Raw genomic sequence first — 21,732 nt, 5'->3', positions numbered from 1 at the left:
CAACTTTGAAAAACCAAATACATGTTTTATTCAAGCAGAGTTGTCTAACTACTCACGCCTATGTGATTGCAACTTCCCAGAAAGTGACCATGCCATATCGAGTCGCAAACTTTGGGCAAGCTCTGCTTTACCACTACTGAGCGATGACCATTGTGGTTTGCCTCGTGCTTTTTTAAGCTCGCTTGGTAGTTTGTTGGTTGACCATGGCGTCACAGCGTTGTCTACTTCACTGTTATTTTCAGCTGATGGGTCGCTGCCGTCATTCTCACCTTTGTATAATAGTTGCGTGGCATCAGTCGCAGCGTGACCGCGATGGCGTAGGGCAGTGAGTAAGTCTATCGCACGAGTGGCGAGCAAGGTTAAGGTAGCAGGGTCAATGTATAAGCGTTTTACCCCAGTAATCCGGTCAGCAATGCTACTGGTATTCGATAATAACCCACCTGCGATACCGCCTATTGCCGCACCCAAACCCAACGTCGTGCCCAATGCGGCCGCATCAATGCCCAATCCTAATAACGCGCCAGCTGCCGCGCCCGATGTCGTACGAATCCCATAGCTTTTTAGCAATTCAGGGTCAAACGGATCTTGCTGATAGGCTTGTAACTCAAGCGGCGTTGCTGCCACCGCATTATCATAAAATTTATATAAATTAAGCAAATTATGCTGCATCGCGCGCTCACTTTGCCGAACGGCTTCTTGCATCTGCTGCAATACTGGCATCGGGTCATCATCATCACTAATCTCACGCACAAAAGCGGCAACATTCAATAAAAAATCCGCGATGATAATATTGGCCTCATCGTATAGCTGTGCCCAGTCTTCTGTGCGTCTCTGCATGAGCTGTTCTAGCATTTCTGAATGGGTAAGCATGGTCGCAAGATTTTGCCATAAATGCATTTCATCTTCGAACTCAAAAGCGACCGAATCAAAACGGGTAGAGATATGCAGATTGCGTCTTGCCAGCATGGTCTGCCATTCATCAATATTGGCATTTTGGCTATCAGTAAAATTAAACACCGGCATAACAGGTATCGCTGCCCACGATAAAATGGCCAACTCATCTTTGTATTTACCCAATACTGGCTCACGCGCATCGACAACATAAACTGCCATATCACTTGCCAGCAATTGGCGGATAACTTTGGCTTCTTGGCTATAGTCCTCATTGCTACTTAACGCATCACCACCTTGAGCGATATCAGCTGCCAAAAATTGCTGTAGACGTTCAATACCATCGCGACGACTGGCGGTATTGTCCTCCAACCAATCCATCAATCCCGATGCGTCCTCTAAACCGGGCGTATCATATAACGCCACCAGTACTTCGCCGGTCTGACTATCGGTCAGTTGGGCGCGTTCGACATGGCGTGTCGTCGCGGCTTCGTTTTTGACTTCACCAAAATACACGTCACGTAATAAGGTACGCAAAATAGAGGTCTTACCCGTATTGGTATGACCGACCACCGCCAGTTTTAATGGCTCACCGCTGGCTATCGTAGTTTTCTTACTCTCGCGAGTTGTCGAATCTTCAGCCTCATCCATAGTATTAGAATTGGTATCGATGGAAGTGGCGACGCCGGTTATATTGTTAGCACTGGATTTATTAATGTTAATAGGCTGGGTAAGTGCTGTCTTTGAATTTTCTACGTTGATAGGCTCATCTTTTAAGGCCTTGTCGGCGAAGAGACCAACAGGCTCATTCTTCGTTTTATTATTATCCATCATCTGATCCCGTATTATATTTATTAGAGTCTGGTGAAAATTTGAAAAAGTTATTATCATTTTTTATTAAGCAGTATAAGTACTTACCAAGCCAATCTTTCGTGCTGATAGAGCCGTTTGCCATTGTTGATATCGCACATTGTGTTGCAAGTCGTCAGTAGTGTCAGCGTCATCATTAAGTAGCTGCACAATCAGTCCGTCTTTAGCATGAGCCGAAATTTTATCAAGCTTGCGTAGCGTGCCACGGTCAGGCAGTGCTTTGCTATGAATACCGAGCAAGACTTGTACTGGATGGGTCTTTAAATACACTGTTAATCGATCCATATCATCACGGTCATCAACGATGCCAAAATTCTCTATCTCACTACTCTCATTAGTATTGGCATCAAGACCTTTTTGCCACCAGTTATCTTGCTCTGACGGATATTCAAGTAGCGCAACCAGCTTTTTTCCAGCGCTTACAGTTGCCTTTGGAGCGATAGGCGCCGCTACCTCAGTAAAATCGTCGGCATCAACCACATGACGCTGCCAAAAATTTAGAATTTTTTGATAATAAGGCAGCTTGATATCCAAACGCATTTTTTTACGACGGAACATGAAGGCACAAAACGCCCACGCTATCGCTCGTGGTACGATACCGTACATCAGCAAACTACCAATTAACAAGCTTGCCCATTGCCGCGCCACAGACAATGGCATGGCATCTGTCACCAGTCGGCTCTGTACGATAGCGGCATTGTCAGGTACGCCAAATCCGACCATACTGGGCAGCCAGCCAAGCACTTGGGTGAGGGTAATCAGTGCCTGATCGGATAGCAGCGTCGACTCCCAACTAAAGCTATATTGGCGTACAATTAATAAGAATATAATCGCAAAGAGCATACCGGTTAAGGTAGCAAGCCATAGCTGATGGCTAAAACGACCCAAATACCAGCGCATACCACTGTGCTGTAATTGGCGCTCGTACAAGTCGACTGCCGCCTTGGTGACATCGTCCTTACCACGGATAAGATAACTGGGGCTAACAAAACTCGCAAACCAGCTGGGCGACTGACGACCTTGGTTAAGCAAGGTCATGACTAGCCAGCCAGCTAGCATAAGGGTATGAAACCCAAGTAAACAGACCAAGACATAAAAGAAATTGACGACATTGGCTTGTAGTAAGGTAAATAATCCTAAAAACCCCGAGATGCACCACACCACACTCATGATCACCATGATGCCTTTTATGCGTCCATCAATCTTGCCCAATACTCGTGCCAGCGCGCCGTTACTATCGATACGTGAGGCACGGCGATGCAGTTTTTGGACGGGTTTTCCATCCTCATTTTGCAGCTTTTCCGTGATGAGTAGCGGGTCAGTGGCAAAGACATGCTGCTGCGTCTCAAGCGTGCGTACCAGCTCAGTCAATTGATCTTGTGGTGAGAGCATAAAGTGATAATATCCGTATAAAAGCGTTCATTTAGAAGACAATTTTTGATTATTGTAGCGTATATATAATAGCGATTACTGCTGTTATTTTGCAGCGTCACAAACCAATGATAACTAAATAAGCCATTATTCAGCATTTTTGTCATGGTAAAGGTGATAAAAATCAGCCAGAATGCATGAATGAATGATAGACAGGATAGTCATAACCATAAAGATAAGCCATACACTAGGCATGTCCTCATTTTAGAAATACAAAAAAAGGAATCGTTATGAGTACCAAAACTTATCTAATCATCGGCGGTACAGGTGGCATTGGCAGAGCCATGGTGGAGCAATTGGTAGAAAGCACGGCTAATAGTGATAGCCAAGACAGTCTACGTGTCTTTGCGACTTATCATAAAAGCGTTCCTGATTTTGAAGCAGACAATCTCTATTGGCTGCCCATGAACATCTGCGACGAACAGAGTATCAAACAAGCTGCTGATGTCATTAGTCAACAAACCGACCACATTGATTGGCTCATCAACTGTGCAGGACTCCTACATACTGCGACGCAGCAACCCGAAAAATCACTACGTCAGATTGAGACGGATTTTTTCTTAATAAATATGCAGGTCAATGCCTTAGCCGGTCTGCTTATTGCTAAGCATTTTAAATCCTTATTAGCCAAATCTGAACGTAGTAATGACAGTCCTGCTGTTTTTGCCACCATTTCTGCACGAGTCGGTAGTATCAGCGACAATCAGTTGGGCGGTTGGTATAGCTATAGGATGAGCAAGGCGGCGCTCAATATGGGCATGAAAAACTTAAGTATCGAATGGGGAAGGTCGCTCAAAGATGTGTGCGTGGTCGTCATGCAGCCCGGAACCGTCAACACGCAACTGTCAGCGCCTTTTCAAGGCAATGTGGCTGATGGGCAATTATTCTCGCCAGCTTATAGTGCAGAATGCTTATTAGAAGTGCTAAGCCGCATGACGGCTGCGCAATCTGGCAGCTTTGTTGATTGGGCAGGGGAATCTATACCTTGGTAGCGCCAAACGATTGAATATTAAAATTGATTCAATTCAATAGAACAAAATAGGGCGTGTCGTTATCATAATATTAACGGCACGCCCTATTTTGTTGATAAGACAAGGATAAATTAAGCGTAAATCTCTAGGTGAGCAAATGCTTAGTTCGCCATAAACAAGTCCATAAACTCATGCACGGGTGTTTGCTCCAAGCGTTTTTGGTCGCTGCATAACGCAAAAATAGCCTCGCAGCGACTGTCAATAAAACGCGTCGCCAGACTGGCTCGAAACTTGGCTTCTAATACAGGCAAACCTTCTTCACGGCGGCGTTTGTGACCGATAGGATATTCTACAGCGACCTTATCGGTACTGGTGCCATCTTTAAAGAACACTTGAATGGCATTGGCAATCGAACGTTTGCTTGGGTCATGATAGTCTTTTGAATACCGCGGATCTTCCTCTACCACCATCTTGCTGCGCAACTCATCGATCAATATATGATGCTGCTCATGATAATCGTCTTCATAGTTTTCTGCCATCAGATCTCCTGTGAGCAACGGCACAGCCACCATGTATTGCAAGCAATGATCCCTGTCAGCAGGATTGGCAAGCTCGCCTTGTTTTGAGATGATCCGAATCGCTGAATCATGCGTCGTCAAAACGATTTTTTCGATTTCATCAATTCTATCTTCGATACGTGGGTACAAAATAACGGCCGCCTCGCATGCCGTCTGCGCATGAAACTCAGCGGGGAAGCTTATTTTAAATAAGATGTTTTCCATCACATAACTGCCAAAGTCACGCTGGAAGGTAAAGTGGCGCTCGCTTTCGGGTTTAGTGGCTAAGTCTTTATTGGTGTGGCTGAACAACACATCATAAAAACCCCATTGCGGTGCGGTTAATGCACCAGGGATACCCATCTCACCGCGTCTGGTAATATCTACCAAGCGTACGGCACGGCTGGTCGCATCACCTGCAGCCCAAGATTTACGGCTTCCGGCATTGGGAGCATGACGATAGGTGCGTAGTGCTTGGCCATCGACGAGGGCTTGTGAGATAGCCGCCATGATACGCTCGCGCGGTAGGTTATAGAGCTTGGCGACGACCGCAGTTGAGGCCAATTTTACTAAGAATACATGGTCAAGCCCAACGCGATTAAAAGAATTATCTAACGCCAATACGCCTTGAATTTCGTGCGCCATAATCATCGATTCGAGCACGTCTCTCATGGTGAGCGGTGCGCGACCTTGGCTGACGTTTTGCTGACTGAGATAATCTGCGACTGCCAAAATGCCACCGAGATTGTCTGACGGATGTCCCCATTCAGCAGCCAGCCACGTATCGTTATAGTCTAGCCAGCGTACGATGCAGCCTATGTCAAAGGCGGCTTTAATAGGGTCGAGGCGATAATTCGTGCCGGGCACACGCGCACCATTTGGGGTAATTTGATCGGGGCAATCGGGGCCCAAGTGCTTGGTGCATTCAGGGAAACGTAGCGCCAGTAAACCGCAGCCCAGTGTATCCATCAAACAATAACGAGCAGTACTCCAAGCGTCATCACTGTTTTTGGAGTCTTTATCGATAGAGTAATTTAAAACATAGTCGGCAATTTTTTGAATTTCATCGTCATATTCTGGACGGACATTGCTTTCGACATTAGACATAATCGTCACCTCTTCCTTAAGTTAGCTACTTTGTTGACCATTGAGCGTTTACCACGGCCATGGTCATGACTCAAAAGTAGCACAGTCAATATGGAACTGCCAGATTGAATTATGTTAAGAATTTAGCAAAGGTTGACGATAAGTTGTGCTATGTCATTAGATAAATTAAGCCGGCGATAAACATTAGACCTAATATCAATAGCAATAAACTCAAAAACTTAGTGACAATTCCTGAGCCTGATCCTTCAGTGTGCTGTCTTTTTACTTTGCCTTTTTTAAGCAGAGGCAAGGTCATTTTGATATGTTCAATGCCATCTTCAAGATAATGCTCGCCTTCAGGAATGAAGCCTAACGACTCGTAGAAGCTGAGCAAATACGCCTGTGCGGAGATGACGATGGTCTTCTTTGCGTATTTTTTATGACAATATTTAATCGCTTGCGTCATGATTTGACGCGCGACGCCATTGTCACGATGTTCCGCCAGTACCAGCACTCTACCGATAGCGGGCATAGAGCTGGCGGTTTTGCCCGCCGGATGGGCGACAGAAAGATTGGCTTGCAAGGTATTAAACTCAGGCGGGATAATTCTGCAATAGCCAATCAGCGCCTCATTTTGATGGGCGACTAAGTGCAAACAATCAAAATCCACTTCGTCCATGTCTTGATAGGCACAGTTTTGCTCGACGACGAACACCTGCGCGCGTGCTTTTAAAATATGATAAAGATCAACTGAGGTCAGCTCATCAAAGGTTTTTATAGAGAATTCACAAGTCATAGTTTACTGGCTTTTGGCAAATTGTTGGTTAGTAAGTAGAAGATAAAAAGTGTCGCGTATTATACCGCTTTAATCTTATTCTGCATTAACCGTTCAAGGTTTGACTGATCTTATCCAAATTTAAACTATCAGACATGGCGCTAAATATCTCGAAGTACTTGCCATGTTTCTCATACAGCGCTTCGTGAGTGCCTGTTTCGACCACGCGGCCATCTTCTATCACGACCAAGTCATCCGCATCGATAATTTGGGCGATATTGTGTGACACCATAATCACCGTACGGTCTTTTTTGATGAGATCTAGGCTTTTTTTCACTTGTTGACTGGCAATCGCATCAAGGCTGGCGGTTGGCTCATCCAAAAATACAATGGGGGGATCTTTTAAGAACATCCGTGCCAGCGCGATACGCTGCTGTTGGCCACCTGATAATGATTTAGCCGTACTTTCATAGCCCTCTGATAACGATATGATTTGCTCATGAATCGAGGCTTTCTTTGCGGCGACGATAATATCTTCATCAGTAGCATTCATATCGCCATAGCGAATATTTTCACTAATCGTACCTGAAAAGATATGATTGCTTTGCAGCACCAGACCGATATTTTGACGCAATTCATGGGTATCGCAGTCGGCCAAATCATGCCCATCTAAACATATCGTGCCAGCATCTGGCGCGTAAAACTTCACCAATAGATTGATAATGGTGCTCTTGCCAGCGCCGCTTAAGCCCACCAGTGCCGTAATGCGATTGGGTTTAATAATAAAGCTGATATCTTTTAGTGCTTGCGTGCCATTAGGATAAGTAAAATCAACGTTTTTTAGCTCAATGTGACCTTTTAGATTTTTGGTACTCATTCCTGATATGTTTTCGACTTGCTGGTCATCCTCTAATATCTCAAAGAAGCCTTCAGCATAGGTCAGGGCATTATTGATTTGATCATAAATACGATGTAATTGACGGATAGGGGCGGCGACGTTTTGAAACAGCATGACATGGAATAAAATCATCCCGATGGTCATCTGGCCTTTTAATACAAAATAGGACGTCAGCACGATAATCACCACCACGCCTATTTGTTCAATAAAAGTCTTTATCGCGTCATAAATAAAACCAATACTACGAATACGCAGCTGATTGTCAGTCATGTCTTTTTGAATGGTTAAGTGCTTCTCAGCTTCTATCTTCTCTCGCACAAAGGATTTTACTACGCTGATAGAGTTAATCAGCGAAATAACCAAACCACTTTTGGCTTCTCTATAGCCACGCATCTGCCGACGGAAGCCTTGCAGACGCCGAGCTTGTTTTTGGCTAATAAAAAAGTAAATCGGGATAATAATAAGACCGACCAAGCCGATCCAAAAATTGGTCGAAAACATAATAATGAGTGAGACAATCGCACTGGCAAACAGCGGCAGCATATCGATAAAGAAATTTTGCACTAGGCTGGTTAGACTGCTAACGCCATAATCGATACGGGTTTGTAATTTACCGCTGTCATTTTCGCTACTGGTATAAAACGCCATGCGATAGGTCAAGATACGCTCAATGATTTTTTGTGATAAATCACGCGACAGATTGATACGAATCTTTTCACCATAAAAGCGCTGACCAAACGAGATGAATATCGATAACACCTCTTTGGTCAATAGCACCGCACTAATAATACCTAGCATTCGCCAACCCGCGTCCCAAGGATCGGCAAGGGTAGCAATTTCGGTCAAAGTATCAACCGCATAGCGCAGCACAAAGGCATTGACCTGTGCGGTAAAGGAACCAAGTACCGTTAATATCAGTGTTGCAATGATTAAGATTTTATAAGGCGCGGCAAAGACAGCAAGCTTTTTGAGAATATCCCACAATAATGCCCGCCGCTCCGTTTTTTTAAGTGGCGGTTTTTTATCTAATTGCAAATGGCGTGATTGCGGAGGTGTTGGCATAAACGCTTAACTCATGGGTATTAATATTTCACTAAATCTTATTTATATTAAATAATTGAAATAAAGTTTAGTATTATTTAGTATTGTATAGAGACATTTTTTATTTCATTTTGGGGCAGTCATTTGAAAATACTTCCTTACGTCTTAATCAGCCTTTTAGGTGGTGCTATTGTTCCGCTGCAACTGGCCATCGTCAATGCTTTTCGAGAAAGTACACAAGCCTCTCAAATACAATCTACCTTTTATTTATACTTAGGAGGTGCATTAGCTTCTTTAGTGCTGTCGTATGTGATGAGTGGCGGTATCAAGCCGCCAATGATTGAAAACGCGACGTGGTGGATGTGGTTGCCAGGATTTTTGGGCAGCTTTTATATCTTATTCATGTTTATCGCTGCGCCAAAGATAGGCGCAGGTAATACACTGCTTTGGGTGTTTCTTGGACAAATGTATTTTGCCCTTATTCTAAGCCAAACGGGCTTGTTTGGCTTAGCGGTTAAAGCGATAGATATCTATAAAATCGCTGGCTTAGCCTTAGTCACTATAGGCGGGATGTTAATGATATATGGTGAGACGAGAGTTAACGGTTAAAAACAATCCGCTGGTACAAACACTTCACCGACCATGATACGGCGCGCTGAGCGGCTCATCGATACTTTTTTGGCTTGCCAGCGACCATCGACTTGTTCTGTTTTTCCGCCTACGAGTAACGTTCCTGAAGGATGACCAAAGCGCACTTCCATCAATTCGCCTGCACCTGCCGCTTGGTTAACTAGAGTCCCTCGCGTCGTCGCTGCTGCTGCTATGGCAACCGCTGCTGTGCCCATCATGGCATGATGCAATTGTCCCATACTCATCGCTCGTACGACTAAATCAATATCATTAGCATCAACGGCCTTGCCACTAGAAGCAGTATAGCTTTGCGCAGGAGCAACCCAAGCAATCTTTGGAATATGTTGACTGCTTTGTGCTTCATTGACGTTTTTAAACAATCCCATCGCCACGCCACCTTTGGCACGGATTTTCTCAAGCTTCGCCAAGGTTTCGCTATTACTGTTGATATCACCTTGCAGTTCGGTACCCGTAAACCCAAAATCTTCTGCTTTCATAAAAATAGTTGGAATACCGGCACTGATAAAAGTTGCCTTGACGCTATCAGTATTTAAACCACAGCTAGAGACATCAAAATCATCAACTAGGTTGCCAGTGGGGAACATATCGCTTGATGAGTCAACAGGATCAATAAATTCAATTTTGACCTCAGCGGCAGGGAAGGTCACACCATCTAATTCAAAATCGCCGGTTTCTTGGACTTGTACCTTGCCTTGTTCGTCCATGTAAACAGGCACATGGGCGATGATGGTTTTACCGATATTCTCTTGCCAAATGCGTACTTCGCAAATGCCACTCTCACTATCGTCATCAATACTATTAGCAATTTTATCAGCGTCAACTAAACCCATGTTAATCGCACAAGCACCAACGGCAGCGGTTAAATTGCCACAGTTACCTGCCCAATCAATCATTGGCTTGGCGATATTCACTTGCCCAAACAGATAATTGACATCGTGATCGTCACTAGATGATGGTGATAAAATAACGGTCTTAGAGGTGCTAGAGCTACCATTGCCTAAGCCGTCGATTTGCTTACCATAAGGGTCAGGACTGCCGATGACACGCAATAAAAAGTTATCACGCGACTTGCCAGCGACTTGGCAACGCTCTGGTAGGTCGGATAGTTTAAAGAAAGTGCCTTTTGACGTGCCACCGCGCATGTAGGTGGCTGGGACGGAGATTTGCGGGGCGAAAAATGAAGTTGGTTGGGTCATTGCTAGAAGTCCTTTTTGTATTGTTATAAGATTGGGTATGGCGGCGTCATCAAGTAAACACGAACGAATGGACATGCTCGTTAATAATGATAGCGACACGAAATAATCGTCAAATAGTTATCATCAACGGCGTACACCAACCGATTGGCATCATCGATGCGTCTTGACCAAAATCCGGATAAGTTTTCTTTTAAAGGTTCAGGTTTGCCAATGCCTTCAAACGGATTACGCTTACATTCGGTAATGAGCTTGTTGATGCGCTTGAGTGTTTTTTTATCTTGTGTTTGCCAGTATAGATAGTCCTTCCACGCAGCATCTGTCCATGCTAATTGTTCACTCATGATCAGATCTTTTACGTTTATGAAAGCCTTTGAGATCAAGCATTCTCAATATCACTATCTGTAAGCTCATTGTCATCGCTACTACCGTCACTTTTACCACTGCCTTCTGCTGTATCAATTAGTTCACGCGTAACAGTCTTGCCAGCTTTATATTGGGCAATAGAGTCCGCTAAGTGCGCCGCATTGGCAGGTGATTTTAATAAATAAACCGTTTCCATTAGGCTATTATAATAATCGAGAGACATCACTACCGCATCATCCGCATCACGGCGAGTCACGATAGTGGCATTGGCATCGTCATTTACCGTATCTAAAACAGACTTTAAATGCTTTCTCGCTTCTGAAAAACTGATTACTCTCATGAGAGACTCCTATACATGTACAATACATTGTACATGTTACGCTATTGATCAGTAGAACTCAACCCATCCTGATTGGGTGAAGCTATTGTGATCACGAATTTTAAAGTTTGGACTCTTTCTTAAGTTTAAACGAATCTTCGTGTGGCTCAATACTCATACGGAAGGACTGCTTTCCGGTAAAAAAAGCAACCATCCAATTCCAAGTCGTCGCCAAACGATTTTTGGCGGTGCTAAGCGACAAGATATGAATGACAACCCAAGCAAACCACGCAATAAAGCCCTTCAAATGCGATCCGTTAATATCAGCAACCGCAGTGAGACGTCCAATCATCGCCATATCACCGCTATGTTTATAATGAAATGCTTTATCAGTTTTACCGCTTAAATACTTACCGAGATAGGTGCCCTGACTGCTCGCCACTTGACCTAACTGGGGATGACCTTTCGGGTACGCTTCATCATGAGTGGCCAGTGCAATATCGCCAAGTGCGTATATGTCGTTATGATTTATCAAACTCAAATGACTGTCAACCAGTAAGCGCTTACCTTGACCATAATCCTCTGTATCGAGCCCTTGTATAAAATCACAAGTGACGCCTGCCGTCCAGATAAGGTTGTGTGTGTGCAGAGTCTGCCCACTTTGTAGGGTAACCATATGACCATCGTAACTTTTTACAGGATCACTAAAGATCAGATCAACTCTGAATTTCTCCATTTGTAGCTTGGTATACTGTTGTGATGATTCACTCATTGGCGCGAGCAACACAGGATCGGCCGTCACTAACGTTATACCGCCGATATTATCTAATAACTCTGGATACTCTTTATGAAGGGTATATCTACGAATTTCAGACATCACGCCTGCCAGCTCAACACCACTAGGACCACCACCAGCGATGACGATGGACAAGTAGGGCTCACGCTCGGCAACGGGCAATGAAGCCGCATAATTAAACTGTGACAGCATGTGGTTGCGGATACTGAGTGCGTCTTTTATGGTTTTCATTGGCAACGCATGCATGGCTAACTCTTGATTGCCAAAATAATTGGTCTCTGCACCCTTTGCAATAATCAAACGGTCGTAAGAAATCTCACCGGTGTCCAGAGTGATGGTTTTATCTTTAGGATTGATGCTTAAGAGCGTACCTTGACGATAGCGGACATTGTCATAATTTGAGATGTATCGACGTAGCGGATAACTGATATCTGATGACGCTAAAAATCCAGCAGAGACTTGATAGATCAGCGGTGGGAAAAAGTGATAGTCATTACGGTCAACTAAGGTGATACGGTCAGCGCTATATTTGGCCAATTGCTCAAGACAACGAATACCGGCAAAGCCTGCACCAATTAAGACGATATGACGGCGGTTATCTGCTTCTGTAGGTGATTTTTCAGGTAACTGCGCAGATAGCTTTGAGGATAATGATGCTTGGTGACTGCTCAATGGCTGGTTGTTTTTATTCAGCTTGATTTCATTGTCTACGATAAGAGTGCTCATTATATTTCCTTTTTGTCTTTACAGTAATTTGTGAAATAACAGAAGCTGATGGGGGTCAATAAAATAAGGTAATGATTAGGACAATACGTTGTGAACCAAACCAGTATATTATAAATCAACGGGGTTTGAAACCTATAGCAAGAGAACAAAGGCTGAATTTTGTTCATTAATTTAGCGAAAATAAAAAAAGAGCCACTTTCAAAGTAGCTCTTTTTGTACTTAACGTTTTAAAAGATGTAAATCAAAGGCAAACATCTACGCAATATCTAACGTGCCATCGATAAACTCTTTGGCAAAGCGTTGTAGCATACCGCCGGCGTTATACATTTTGACTTCATCAGCGGTATCTAAACGACAGATAATAGGGGTTTCAGTTTTGCTGCCGTCGGTACGATTAATGACTAGGGTCATCAGCCCGCCAGCGGAGACGTCACCCGTTACATCAAAGGTTTCCGTACCATCAATGTTTAGGGTATGGCGATCTGTGCCTTTTTCGAACTGTAACGGTAGCGCGCCCATGCCCACTAAGTTTTGACGATGGATACGTTCAAAGTCTTCAGCGACGACGGCTTCCACGCCAGCTAAACGCACACCTTTTGCCGCCCAGTCACGGCTTGAGCCTTGACCATAGCCATCACCTGCGATGATGATGAGCGGCTGCTCACGGTTCATATAGGTCTCAATCGCTTCCCACATGCGCATAATTTGACCTTGTGGTTCCACACGGGCCAGTGAGCCTTGAATAACATTGCCTGCTTCATCACGTACCATCTCGTTCAATAATTTTGGATTGGCAAAGGTCGCACGTTGCGCGGTCAAATGGTCACCGCGATGCGTTGCATAAGAATTATAGTCCTCGCTTGGTAAGCCCATGGTATCGAGGTACTCGCCAGCGGCCGAGTCACCCATAATGGCATTAGACGGTGACATATGGTCGGTGGTGATATTGTCACCCAATACAGCCAATGGACGCATGCCTTTTAGCTTATTCATCGCGGCCATTTTACCTTCCCAATAGGGCGGACGGCGAATATAAGTGGTCATCTCGCGCCAATCGTATAAGGGGCTTAGTGCCTTGCCTGTATCTTTTTTGGCTTCATCAAACATCGGAATATAAACGGCATTGAATTGCTCAGGCTTCACAGCTTTGGCGACGATGGCATCGACTTCTTCGTCATCAAACCAGATGTCTTTTAGATAAACGTCGTTGCCGTTTTGATCCTTACCTAATGAATCTTTTTCGATATCGAAACGAATATTACCCGCGATGGCATAAGCGATAACCAATGGTGGTGACGCTAAGAAGGCTTGCTTAGCATAAGGATGGATACGACCGTCAAAGTTACGGTTACCAGAAAGTACCGCCGTGCTGAATAGGTCGCGGTCGATGATTTCTTTTTCGATCTCAGGGTCTAATGCACCGCTCATACCATTACAAGTCGTACAAGCAAAACCAACCACATCAAAGCCGATTTTTTGTAGATCAGGCATAAGTCCCGCTTCTTCTAGGTACATTTTTACCGTTTTTGAGCCTGGAGCTAATGATGATTTTACCCAAGGTTTGCGTAGTAGGCCTTTAGCATTAGCATTACGAGCGACAAGACCAGCAGCAACCATGTTGCGAGGGTTAGAGGTATTGGTACAGCTGGTAATGGCAGCGATAATTACTGCGCCATCTGGCATGAGGCCATCTTCTGGTTGAGGGAGTTTGTCACCCTCACCGTGAGCAATACCTTTAGCAACCAAATCCGTGGTTGAAACGCGAGCATGCGGACGTGAAGGGCCTGCCATATTACGGACAACTGCTGACAAGTCAAATTCAAGCACGCGGTCGTAAACGGCATTTTCCATGCCATCTGCCCATAGACCGGTCTGCTTCGCATATTGCTCGACCAGTTTGATTTGTGCTTCACTACGACCTGTTAGGCGTAAATAGTCGATGGTTTGCTCATCGATATAGAACATCGCAGCCGTCGCGCCATATTCAGGCGTCATATTGGAGATAGACGCACGATCACCAACGGTAAGCGCGCGCGCACCTTCGCCGAAGAACTCAATATAGGTAGAGACCACGCCGGCATCACGTAAAAACTCGGTCATAGCCAGTACCAAATCGGTACCAGTAATACCTTTTTGCAATTTTCCGGTTAATTTAACACCAACGTAATCCGGCAAGCGCATATACGATGGGTTGCCTAGCATGACACTTTCGGCCTCTAATCCACCGACACCGATTGAGATAACACCCAACGCATCAACCATTGGCGTATGGCTGTCGGTACCGACCAAAGTATCGGCAAAGGCTACTTGTTCACCGGCTTTATTGTGTACGACTTGGACGACTGGCGACATTTTTTCTAAATTAATCTGATGCATGATGCCGTTACCCGGTGGTACGACGTTGACGTTATCAAAGGCATACTGACACCAGTTGATAAAGTGGAAACGGTCATCATTACGGCGCTCTTCGATAGCACGGTTTTTCTCAAAAGCGTTTTCTTCAAAGCCTGCATGCTCAACGGCTAGTGAATGGTCAACAATCAACTGCGTTGGGACGATTGGGTTCACTTTTGAAGGGTCACCGCCTTGCTCAGCGATGGCGTCACGGAGACCTGCCAAATCAACAAACGCAGTCTGACCTAGGATGTCATGACAAACGACGCGAGCAGGGTACCATGGAAAATCTAGGTCTTGCTTACCTTCGATATGTTGCTTAAGTGCAGCGGTCAAATCCTCAGGTGGGCAACGACGCACTAAATTTTCACACAATACTTTTGAGCAGAACGGTAGCTTGTCATAAGCGCCAGCTTCAATGCTCTCAATCGCTTCACGAGTGTCAAAGTAATACAGGTCGGTGCCGGGTAATGGCTTTTTAAAGGGTTCATTCATCGGTTGTACGAGGGCGTTGTCCATAAGTCACCTTTGGCTGTTGGCTGGTTGGAATGAGGGCTAAAAAAGAATAGTTCTTTTAGCAAAATCATCAAGATAAAAGCAGAGTTTGCTAAAAAAACTTTTAAAGCGTTAGAGGTAAGTATTTGTAGGGTGTGATTCATACATAGTTTTAAAACACGTAAGGAAGACACACCCTGCAAATCATCTATATCAAGAAAAATTAACGCGCACTCATCTCTGGTACTGGACGCAATTCTTCACCGGTATATTCTGCACTTGGGCGAATGATACGGTTATTGGCACGTTGCTCAAACACGTGTGCTGCCCAGCCGGTTAGACGCGAACACACAAAGATTGGCGTGAATAACTTGGTTGGAATACCCATAAAGTGATAGGCAGATGCATGGAAGAAATCGGCGTTACAGAACAGTTTCTTTTCACGCCACATGACTTCTTCACAGCGAACTGAAACAGGATAAAGCACTTCATCACCAACGTCAGCGGCTAGCTTCTCAGCCCAACCTTTAATGACGACGTTACGTGGATCTGACTCGCTATAGATCGCATGACCAAAGCCCATGATTTTGTCTTTACGCGCCAGCATACCCATCATTTCTTCTTCAGCGTCATCAGGTGAGCTAAAGCCTTCAATCATATCCATCGCTGCTTCGTTCGCGCCGCCATGGAGAGGGCCACGCAGTGAGCCAATCGCGCCGGTAATGCAAGAATGGATATCAGATAGAGTAGACGCACAGACACGCGCGGTAAAGGTCGAAGCGTTAAACTCATGCTCTGCATACAAGATAAGTGAGACGTTCATTACTTTTTCGTGTAGCTCGTTTGGCTTTTCACCTTTGAGCAGATGCAAGAAGTGACCACCAATCGTCTCATCATCGGTGTCGGTTTCGATACGCACATTGTCATGAGTAAAGCGATACCAGTAGTTGATGATTGATGGGAATGTCGCCAGCATACGATCGGTTTGATCGTTCTCTTGCGAGAAATCAGTTTCCGTCTCTAGGTTGCCGAGCATAGAGCAACCAGTACGCAGTACATCCATTGGATGGGCGTCAGCTGGAATGCGTTCGAGTACGTCTTTTAGGGCTTGCGGCAGACCACGCAGTTTTTTGAGTTTGGCTTGATAAGCCTCTAGCTCGCTCTGGGTTGGCAAATTGCCATAAAGTAGCAAGTAAGCCACTTCTTCAAAAATACATTTATCTGCCAGTTCTGACACATCATAACCGCGATAGGTCAAACCTGAGCCTGATTTACCAACAGTTGATAAAGCTGTTTTACCTGCGACTTGACCGCGTAGACCTGCGCCTGACAATACTTTTGTTGATGGGTTTTGTGCTGCCATGATGAAATTCCTTTTGTTGGTAGCTTTTTTGGGTTGGAAAGGGAGTGTTTATTACAGTTAATTTATAGTTCACTATATAGCTGAGCGCTACATAGGCTCTGAGGCATCTAAATCGACATTACAACGCTCAAATTCAGCATTAATGGGTACGTTTAATACCTCCATAGCGCTGCCTTCACCCTCAGCATTGTTGATCTTCATATACTTGACACCGAGCGGCGATTCCATAAACGTCTGAATCTTAGTCATCTCTTCTGGTGTAGGGTCAGCCATCGGCGTGGCGATTTCTTCGCCGTTCATAGCCCGCAATTGCTCATTACCAAAAGCAATTAGCTTTTTGCCCACATCTGAAGAATAAAATTCGTTTAGCTCATTTAACTCTGCAGCAGTAAACTGGCTCTTATAAAAAGCATCCATTTCAGCCTTGCCCAAGTCTTTGTCGCGCGACTCAAGACAGCTTACTTGTTCGTCATTGAGCGCACCGCTATTAATAATCGGCGTGAATAGTAGGCTGTTGACAGTATCTAGCGTAATCGTTGTCATGACCAAGTCATCTTGAGTGGCAGGTGCGGTAGCATCAACTTCAGCAGTGCTTGCACCACTGGTGGTGTCGTCGGCGGTTTCTGGTGTTTTATCACAGCCCGTCATGAATAATAGCGCCGCAAGCGTGCTACTCAGTAGTGACGTTTTAAGAGCAGTATTAGCAGTAAAAAATGGCATAAATAACCTAAAAGTAGAAGACGGATTTCGAAAAGATAACACACTCAAAGGTGAGCTATCTTTTCAGTGTTGCCAATAACTAACTCTTAACTACTTATTAGCAAATAGCTTGTCTAGCGTCTGCTCAAACTCATGATAATTTAAGAAATCATACAGCTCCATGCGGGTTTGCATGGTATCAACAACTTTTTCTTGTGTGCCATCAGTTAATAGATGCTGATAAACGTTTAATGCCGCTTTGTTCATCGCACGGAATGCTGATAGTGGGTACAACACCATCTCGACACCCACGCCATATAGCTGGTCAGTGGTGTAAAGGTCGGTCTGACCAAACTCTGTCATGTTGGCGAGTACTGGAATATCTAGTACATCTGTGAACTTACGATACATTTCGATATCGGTTAAGGCTTCAGCAAAAATCATGTCTGCGCCTGCTTCTTGGAAGGCAACAGCGCGCTCTACAGCGGCATCAAGTCCTTCAACAGAAAGTGCATCAGTACGTGCCATAATGACAAAGTCGCTATCAGTTTTGGCATCAAGCGCCGCCTTCAAGCGATCGACCATTTCTGAGATACTGACGATTTCTTTGTTAGGGCGATGACCACAACGCTTTTGGGCGATTTGATCTTCGATATGTACGGCGGCCACACCAGCTCTTTCCATCTTTTTAATCGTTTGTGCGATGTTAAAAGCACCGCCAAAACCGGTATCGATATCGACCAATAGCGGTGTTTCTACAGCGTCAGTAATACGGCGCGCATCTTCTAGGACATTATCAAGGCTCGTCATACCTAGGTCAGGTAGACCAAATGAAGCATTTGCCACGCCCGCGCCAGACAGATATAGTGCTTGGTGACCGACTTGGGTCGCCATCATCGCCGTATAAGCATTGATTGTACCTACGATCTGTAGCGGTTGATTGTTATCATTTTTTTGTTTCATGGCACTGCGGAAGCGGGCACCAGCGGATGATGAAGTCATGTCGTAGTCCTTACGTGGAGGGGTAATCTTATCGTTGTTGCCTTTGATTATACCCAATTATTCAAGCCCACAAAGCAGTGTTTTACGATAATCGTTTAATTTTTATAAATATATAAATTAGTTAAATTAAACCTATTTATTAAATGAATAGCATTATCTATTTTTATGCGGTTGAGGAAGACTATTATTCATAAACCTCAAAAATTGAATTAGGACAGCTGAGGTGTTTTACATTTAGTTACAATTAACTTTGTTTTACTATAACAACGAAAAAGCCCTAGTAGCTGAGCTAAAAGGGCTTTTTTATTAGCTAAAAGCGGCGTTTCAGCCATTCGCTAAATCTTAAAAACCAGTTAACCAAGCATACCTGCGAGGTTGGCTAAGAATAATAAGGCGACACCGCCTAAGAACAGTAAACTTATAATCGAATAAATATTCATACCTGCTGATAGTTTTTGATGGTTTTTCACTAAAGAGTAGTTCAACCAGCCAAAAATAGGCGCAGATACAAAGGCAGATATCATAGCGAACTTCAACATCGCGCCTAACTGTCCGGCGAAGAAGCTGATAATAATTAAGCCACCGCCAATGGCATAGGTCGTCCAAAAAGCAATCTGCTTCCTATTAATCTCGTGTTCACCTTTTAGCAAACGCCAGCACTCAGCATTGGCACGACCGTAACCATCCGCACAAGTAATGGTAGTCCCAAACATGCACATAAAGGCGACGAAGGCGACTAGCAGTCTTGACCATTCACCGATAGTGGCAGTATACATATTGATAAGCTGATCAATATAAGCAACGCCAGCGGTTTGAATCTCTTGACCGGAGCCATACTGAACGAAAACACCCAATGCTAAAAAGAACAACGCTAAAATAGCAGAAACCAAAAAGCCCACATTAAAATCAAGCAAACCTTGTTTATGAGTGGTGTTGTCCGCTTTTCTCTTTGCCGATGTCCACATCGAGGTGATAGCAGCGAACTCAAGCGGCGCTGGCATCCAACCCATCAATGCTACGATAAATCCTAATGTCGCTAAATTCCAAGGAGACGTCGGGATAAAATCAGGCGTCATCACCGTCGGCTTGCCAGCAGCAATCAGGACCGCTAATACGGTTGCGGAGACCAGAGCAATCATAATCCATTTGGTGACCCCATCAAGCAACTTATAATGACCGGCAATCAGAAAAAACCAGGATACCGCAACGATTATGACCGCTAAACTGATACTAGACAGTCCCACGGAAGCTGGCAGCATAAAGCCCAATATTACCGCCGCAAGTAGTGTCACAGCACCGGTACTAATCACCGCAGATAGGATAGATAAGACAAAATAAATCCATAGATAGGCTTTTGAGCGCTTAGCATAACCGGCGATTAAGCTCTCGCCAGTATCATAGACATAATCTGTACCGAAGCGAAAAAACGGATATTTGAAGACGTTGGCCAAAATAATCATAATGGCCAGCTGCCAGCCATATATGGCACCTGCTTGGGTGGATGAAATCAAATGCGAGCCGCCAATAGCCGCTGTCGCCATTAGAATACCGGGACCAAAGATGCGCCAGCTAAATCCTTCTTGCTGGGCAGCAAGGGTATCTTCAGCGCCTTTATTAGGGGTGCTAGGGTTATGGAATGGTGGTGTGGACATGAATACCTCGAGATGGTTAATACGGCAAATCATCACTTTCCTGTGTCAGTTTGCCAGTGATCATTAGAGAAGCGCTTTATACCATTTGCACAGCGCTTATGTTAAAACGCTCAATATAAAACGATTCATTTTGTATCGACTTTAGCATAACGATGCCGTACAGGAGAATGGTTATTAAAATTATTATTACTATTTGTTTGCATGTCCATTCTAGATAGTTATCATAATAAGCGATTACTATCAAGTGTCAGGACTGATTATTTTTTGCGGTTCTTTATACCATAATAACTGGCTAATATCTGATAATTTCAGGCTATTCTTATCATTTACGGCATTGAGGTAAATTTTTGCTGCCGATAAGTGATACCGCGCTGCTCATAGACCTGATAGATAGCGCTTAGCAGATCTGGGATTTTAGGATGTACAAAGTCTTTTAGCGTATGTAAATAGATAGGAGAGGTGACATTTTCGTGAATCAACCGCTGATAGCTGATTTGTTCCGTCCGCACTGTCTGTAGGCTAGCCGGCACTAAAGTAATGCCTTCACCAGCAGCAACCAAACCAAGAGCGACTTGCAAATCACTCACGGTGGTGGTCATAAAGGGAGAGATGCCATATTGAGCAAATAAATGCAGCAAAGGTTCGGTGATTGGCTCATTTATCAGTGAATGCTCGCTGTTAGGAATAGCGTGTGCTGCGCTACTTTTTGCATCAGTTGTGAACGTCGCTGCCGTCGATGTGCGTGATGTTTTGTTTGAGGTTACTAGGGTTTTGGCGACGGGCAAATGCGTTTGGTGATATAGAATCAAGCGATTATTTGCCAAATCTATCAGGCGCTGTTCACGCACATGCGCTAACGGATGCGCTTTAGGCAGCGCCACCACATAGCGCTCATGACGCAAGAGTATCTGTTGAATCCAAGGATCTTGATGCGCAAAACGACCAAACCCCACATCAATCTCACCATGCTTTAGCGCATCCATTTGCTGATACGAGCTGATATCTTTTAGATTAACCTCGATATCAGGGTTGGACTGTTTGAGGGTGGCGATTACTTCGGGTAGTAGACCATATAGCACCGAAGGTACAAAACCAATATTCAATGCTGCGCTCGGCGCTGATAAGCGCTGGGTCATACTGGTGACGGTGTCAATCTCTGTCAATATGGCACTGATTTTATCGTAAAAAAACGCACCGGCTTCGGTCAAGTGTAGTGGTCTGTGATAACGATCTACCAATACCACGCCCATGTCTGTCTCAAGTTGCTTGATGACTCGGCTCAGACTGGGTTGCGATAGTCCTGTCTTGGCGGCAGCGGCGCTAAAACTGCGCAAATCGGCGATAGCAATAAAGGCGTTGAGCTGCTTTAGATCCATGTTGTTATACCTATTACTTTTTTACTCATTGTCTTATTTCTGTATTCATCAGCTACTTAAGAGAAAATAATACGCTATTGGCTATGTTTTGTACCAATAATACGCTCACCTAGCCAAATTATGTTTGAAGCTAAGTAAATGACTAACTATATTAGTGGTTAACGATAGTGTTACAATTTA

General features: G+C 44.5%; 16 protein-coding genes and 1 pseudogene. 2 read left to right on the top strand and 15 right to left on the bottom strand.

From position 1 onward, the window contains the following. Window positions 1-48: 48 nt before the first annotated feature. Window positions 49-1,722, bottom strand: a complete 1,674-nt coding sequence (locus tag AAEY79_RS09495) for a DUF3482 domain-containing protein (RefSeq protein WP_350587983.1) — start codon at window positions 1,720-1,722, stop codon at window positions 49-51. 66 nt (window positions 1,723-1,788) lie between these two features. Then, window positions 1,789-3,153, bottom strand: a complete 1,365-nt coding sequence (locus AAEY79_RS09490; protein ID WP_350587984.1) for a DUF2868 domain-containing protein — start codon at window positions 3,151-3,153, stop codon at window positions 1,789-1,791. A 269-nt stretch (window positions 3,154-3,422) separates the two neighbouring features. Here AAEY79_RS09490 and AAEY79_RS09485 point away from each other — a divergent pair, with 269 nt between their 5' ends. Further along, the gene (locus AAEY79_RS09485) at window positions 3,423-4,184 is read left to right on the top strand and encodes an SDR family oxidoreductase (RefSeq protein ID WP_201566801.1); all 762 of its coding nucleotides are present in this window, start codon (window positions 3,423-3,425) and stop codon (window positions 4,182-4,184) included. 140 nt (window positions 4,185-4,324) lie between these two features. Here AAEY79_RS09485 and AAEY79_RS09480 read toward each other — a convergent pair whose 3' ends face one another. From AAEY79_RS09480 to AAEY79_RS09470, 3 genes are all read right to left on the bottom strand, one after another. After that, complete coding sequence (locus AAEY79_RS09480) at window positions 4,325-5,827, bottom strand: bifunctional 2-methylcitrate dehydratase/aconitate hydratase (protein ID WP_201566803.1); 1,503 nt, start codon at window positions 5,825-5,827, stop codon at window positions 4,325-4,327. Between the two features lie 148 nt (window positions 5,828-5,975). Further along, window positions 5,976-6,602, bottom strand: coding sequence for a GNAT family N-acetyltransferase (locus AAEY79_RS09475; RefSeq protein WP_101211096.1), 627 nt, complete (start codon window positions 6,600-6,602; stop codon window positions 5,976-5,978). Window positions 6,603-6,687: 85 nt separating this feature from the next. Beyond that, complete coding sequence (locus tag AAEY79_RS09470; RefSeq protein ID WP_350587985.1) at window positions 6,688-8,541, bottom strand: ABC transporter ATP-binding protein; 1,854 nt, start codon at window positions 8,539-8,541, stop codon at window positions 6,688-6,690. Window positions 8,542-8,664: 123 nt separating this feature from the next. On the opposite strand from AAEY79_RS09470, the gene AAEY79_RS09465 reads away from it, so the two are divergent. Then, the gene (locus tag AAEY79_RS09465) at window positions 8,665-9,129 is read left to right on the top strand and encodes a DMT family transporter (RefSeq protein ID WP_101211098.1); all 465 of its coding nucleotides are present in this window, start codon (window positions 8,665-8,667) and stop codon (window positions 9,127-9,129) included. On the opposite strand, the gene prpF is transcribed toward AAEY79_RS09465, so the two are convergent. From prpF to AAEY79_RS09415, 10 genes and pseudogenes are all read right to left on the bottom strand, one after another. Then, window positions 9,126-10,367 carry a 2-methylaconitate cis-trans isomerase PrpF gene (prpF, locus tag AAEY79_RS09460; RefSeq protein WP_350587986.1) on the bottom strand — a complete coding sequence of 414 codons (1,242 nt, stop codon included), beginning with the start codon at window positions 10,365-10,367 and terminating at the stop codon, window positions 9,126-9,128. The two genes, AAEY79_RS09465 and prpF, sit on opposite strands and share 4 nt — an antisense overlap. A gap of 80 nt (window positions 10,368-10,447) precedes the next feature. Further along, window positions 10,448-10,708 carry a Txe/YoeB family addiction module toxin gene (locus AAEY79_RS09455; RefSeq protein ID WP_037025847.1) on the bottom strand — a complete coding sequence of 87 codons (261 nt, stop codon included), beginning with the start codon at window positions 10,706-10,708 and terminating at the stop codon, window positions 10,448-10,450. Window positions 10,709-10,821: 113 nt separating this feature from the next. Further along, window positions 10,822-11,070: pseudogene (locus AAEY79_RS09450) on the bottom strand (type II toxin-antitoxin system Phd/YefM family antitoxin); the annotation flags it as partial. A gap of 100 nt (window positions 11,071-11,170) precedes the next feature. Beyond that, window positions 11,171-12,571: an NAD(P)/FAD-dependent oxidoreductase gene (locus tag AAEY79_RS09445; RefSeq protein WP_101211342.1), complete on the bottom strand. Its 1,401-nt coding sequence runs from the start codon at window positions 12,569-12,571 to the stop codon at window positions 11,171-11,173. A 255-nt stretch (window positions 12,572-12,826) separates the two neighbouring features. Next, entirely contained in the window at window positions 12,827-15,484 is a 2,658-nt protein-coding gene (gene acnD / locus AAEY79_RS09440; protein WP_350587987.1) for a Fe/S-dependent 2-methylisocitrate dehydratase AcnD, read from the bottom strand. A 199-nt stretch (window positions 15,485-15,683) separates the two neighbouring features. Continuing rightward, window positions 15,684-16,823 carry a 2-methylcitrate synthase gene (gene prpC / locus AAEY79_RS09435; RefSeq protein ID WP_025652712.1) on the bottom strand — a complete coding sequence of 380 codons (1,140 nt, stop codon included), beginning with the start codon at window positions 16,821-16,823 and terminating at the stop codon, window positions 15,684-15,686. Between the two features lie 87 nt (window positions 16,824-16,910). After that, a complete protein-coding gene (locus tag AAEY79_RS09430) occupies window positions 16,911-17,543 on the bottom strand; it encodes a DUF2059 domain-containing protein (protein WP_025652713.1) in 633 nt (210 codons plus the stop codon). A 90-nt stretch (window positions 17,544-17,633) separates the two neighbouring features. Then, a complete protein-coding gene (gene prpB / locus AAEY79_RS09425) occupies window positions 17,634-18,524 on the bottom strand; it encodes a methylisocitrate lyase (RefSeq protein WP_025652714.1) in 891 nt (296 codons plus the stop codon). Between the two features lie 353 nt (window positions 18,525-18,877). Beyond that, window positions 18,878-20,176, bottom strand: a complete 1,299-nt coding sequence (locus AAEY79_RS09420) for an NRAMP family divalent metal transporter (protein WP_025652715.1) — start codon at window positions 20,174-20,176, stop codon at window positions 18,878-18,880. Between the two features lie 326 nt (window positions 20,177-20,502). Beyond that, window positions 20,503-21,552 carry a LysR family transcriptional regulator gene (locus AAEY79_RS09415; RefSeq protein ID WP_025652716.1) on the bottom strand — a complete coding sequence of 350 codons (1,050 nt, stop codon included), beginning with the start codon at window positions 21,550-21,552 and terminating at the stop codon, window positions 20,503-20,505. Window positions 21,553-21,732 lie beyond the last annotated feature (180 nt).

Source organism: Psychrobacter sp. GW64-MNA-CIBAN-0177 (assembly GCF_040309585.1).
Lineage (GTDB): Bacteria > Pseudomonadota > Gammaproteobacteria > Pseudomonadales > Moraxellaceae > Psychrobacter > Psychrobacter okhotskensis.
The sequence above is the reverse complement of the archived record's forward strand: the minus strand, read 5'-3'. Positions and strand labels throughout refer to the sequence as shown.

Bases quoted from the DNA above. Each gene is read 5' to 3' on its own strand.
- AAEY79_RS09495 (WP_350587983.1), bottom strand. From the start codon at position 1,722: ATGGATAATAATAAAACGAAGAATGAGCCTGTTGGTCTCTTCGCCGAC.
- AAEY79_RS09490 (WP_350587984.1), bottom strand. From the start codon at position 3,153: ATGCTCTCACCACAAGATCAATTGACTGAGCTGGTACGCACGCTTGAG.
- AAEY79_RS09485 (WP_201566801.1), top strand. From the start codon at position 3,423: ATGAGTACCAAAACTTATCTAATCATCGGCGGTACAGGTGGCATTGGC.
- AAEY79_RS09480 (WP_201566803.1), bottom strand. From the start codon at position 5,827: ATGTCTAATGTCGAAAGCAATGTCCGTCCAGAATATGACGATGAAATT.
- AAEY79_RS09475 (WP_101211096.1), bottom strand. From the start codon at position 6,602: ATGACTTGTGAATTCTCTATAAAAACCTTTGATGAGCTGACCTCAGTT.
- AAEY79_RS09470 (WP_350587985.1), bottom strand. From the start codon at position 8,541: ATGCCAACACCTCCGCAATCACGCCATTTGCAATTAGATAAAAAACCG.
- prpF (WP_350587986.1), bottom strand. From the start codon at position 10,367: ATGACCCAACCAACTTCATTTTTCGCCCCGCAAATCTCCGTCCCAGCC.
- AAEY79_RS09455 (WP_037025847.1), bottom strand. From the start codon at position 10,708: ATGAGTGAACAATTAGCATGGACAGATGCTGCGTGGAAGGACTATCTA.
- AAEY79_RS09445 (WP_101211342.1), bottom strand. From the start codon at position 12,571: ATGAGCACTCTTATCGTAGACAATGAAATCAAGCTGAATAAAAACAAC.
- acnD (WP_350587987.1), bottom strand. From the start codon at position 15,484: ATGGACAACGCCCTCGTACAACCGATGAATGAACCCTTTAAAAAGCCA.
- prpC (WP_025652712.1), bottom strand. From the start codon at position 16,823: ATGGCAGCACAAAACCCATCAACAAAAGTATTGTCAGGCGCAGGTCTA.
- AAEY79_RS09430 (WP_025652713.1), bottom strand. From the start codon at position 17,543: ATGCCATTTTTTACTGCTAATACTGCTCTTAAAACGTCACTACTGAGT.
- prpB (WP_025652714.1), bottom strand. From the start codon at position 18,524: ATGACTTCATCATCCGCTGGTGCCCGCTTCCGCAGTGCCATGAAACAA.
- AAEY79_RS09420 (WP_025652715.1), bottom strand. From the start codon at position 20,176: ATGTCCACACCACCATTCCATAACCCTAGCACCCCTAATAAAGGCGCT.
- AAEY79_RS09415 (WP_025652716.1), bottom strand. From the start codon at position 21,552: ATGGATCTAAAGCAGCTCAACGCCTTTATTGCTATCGCCGATTTGCGC.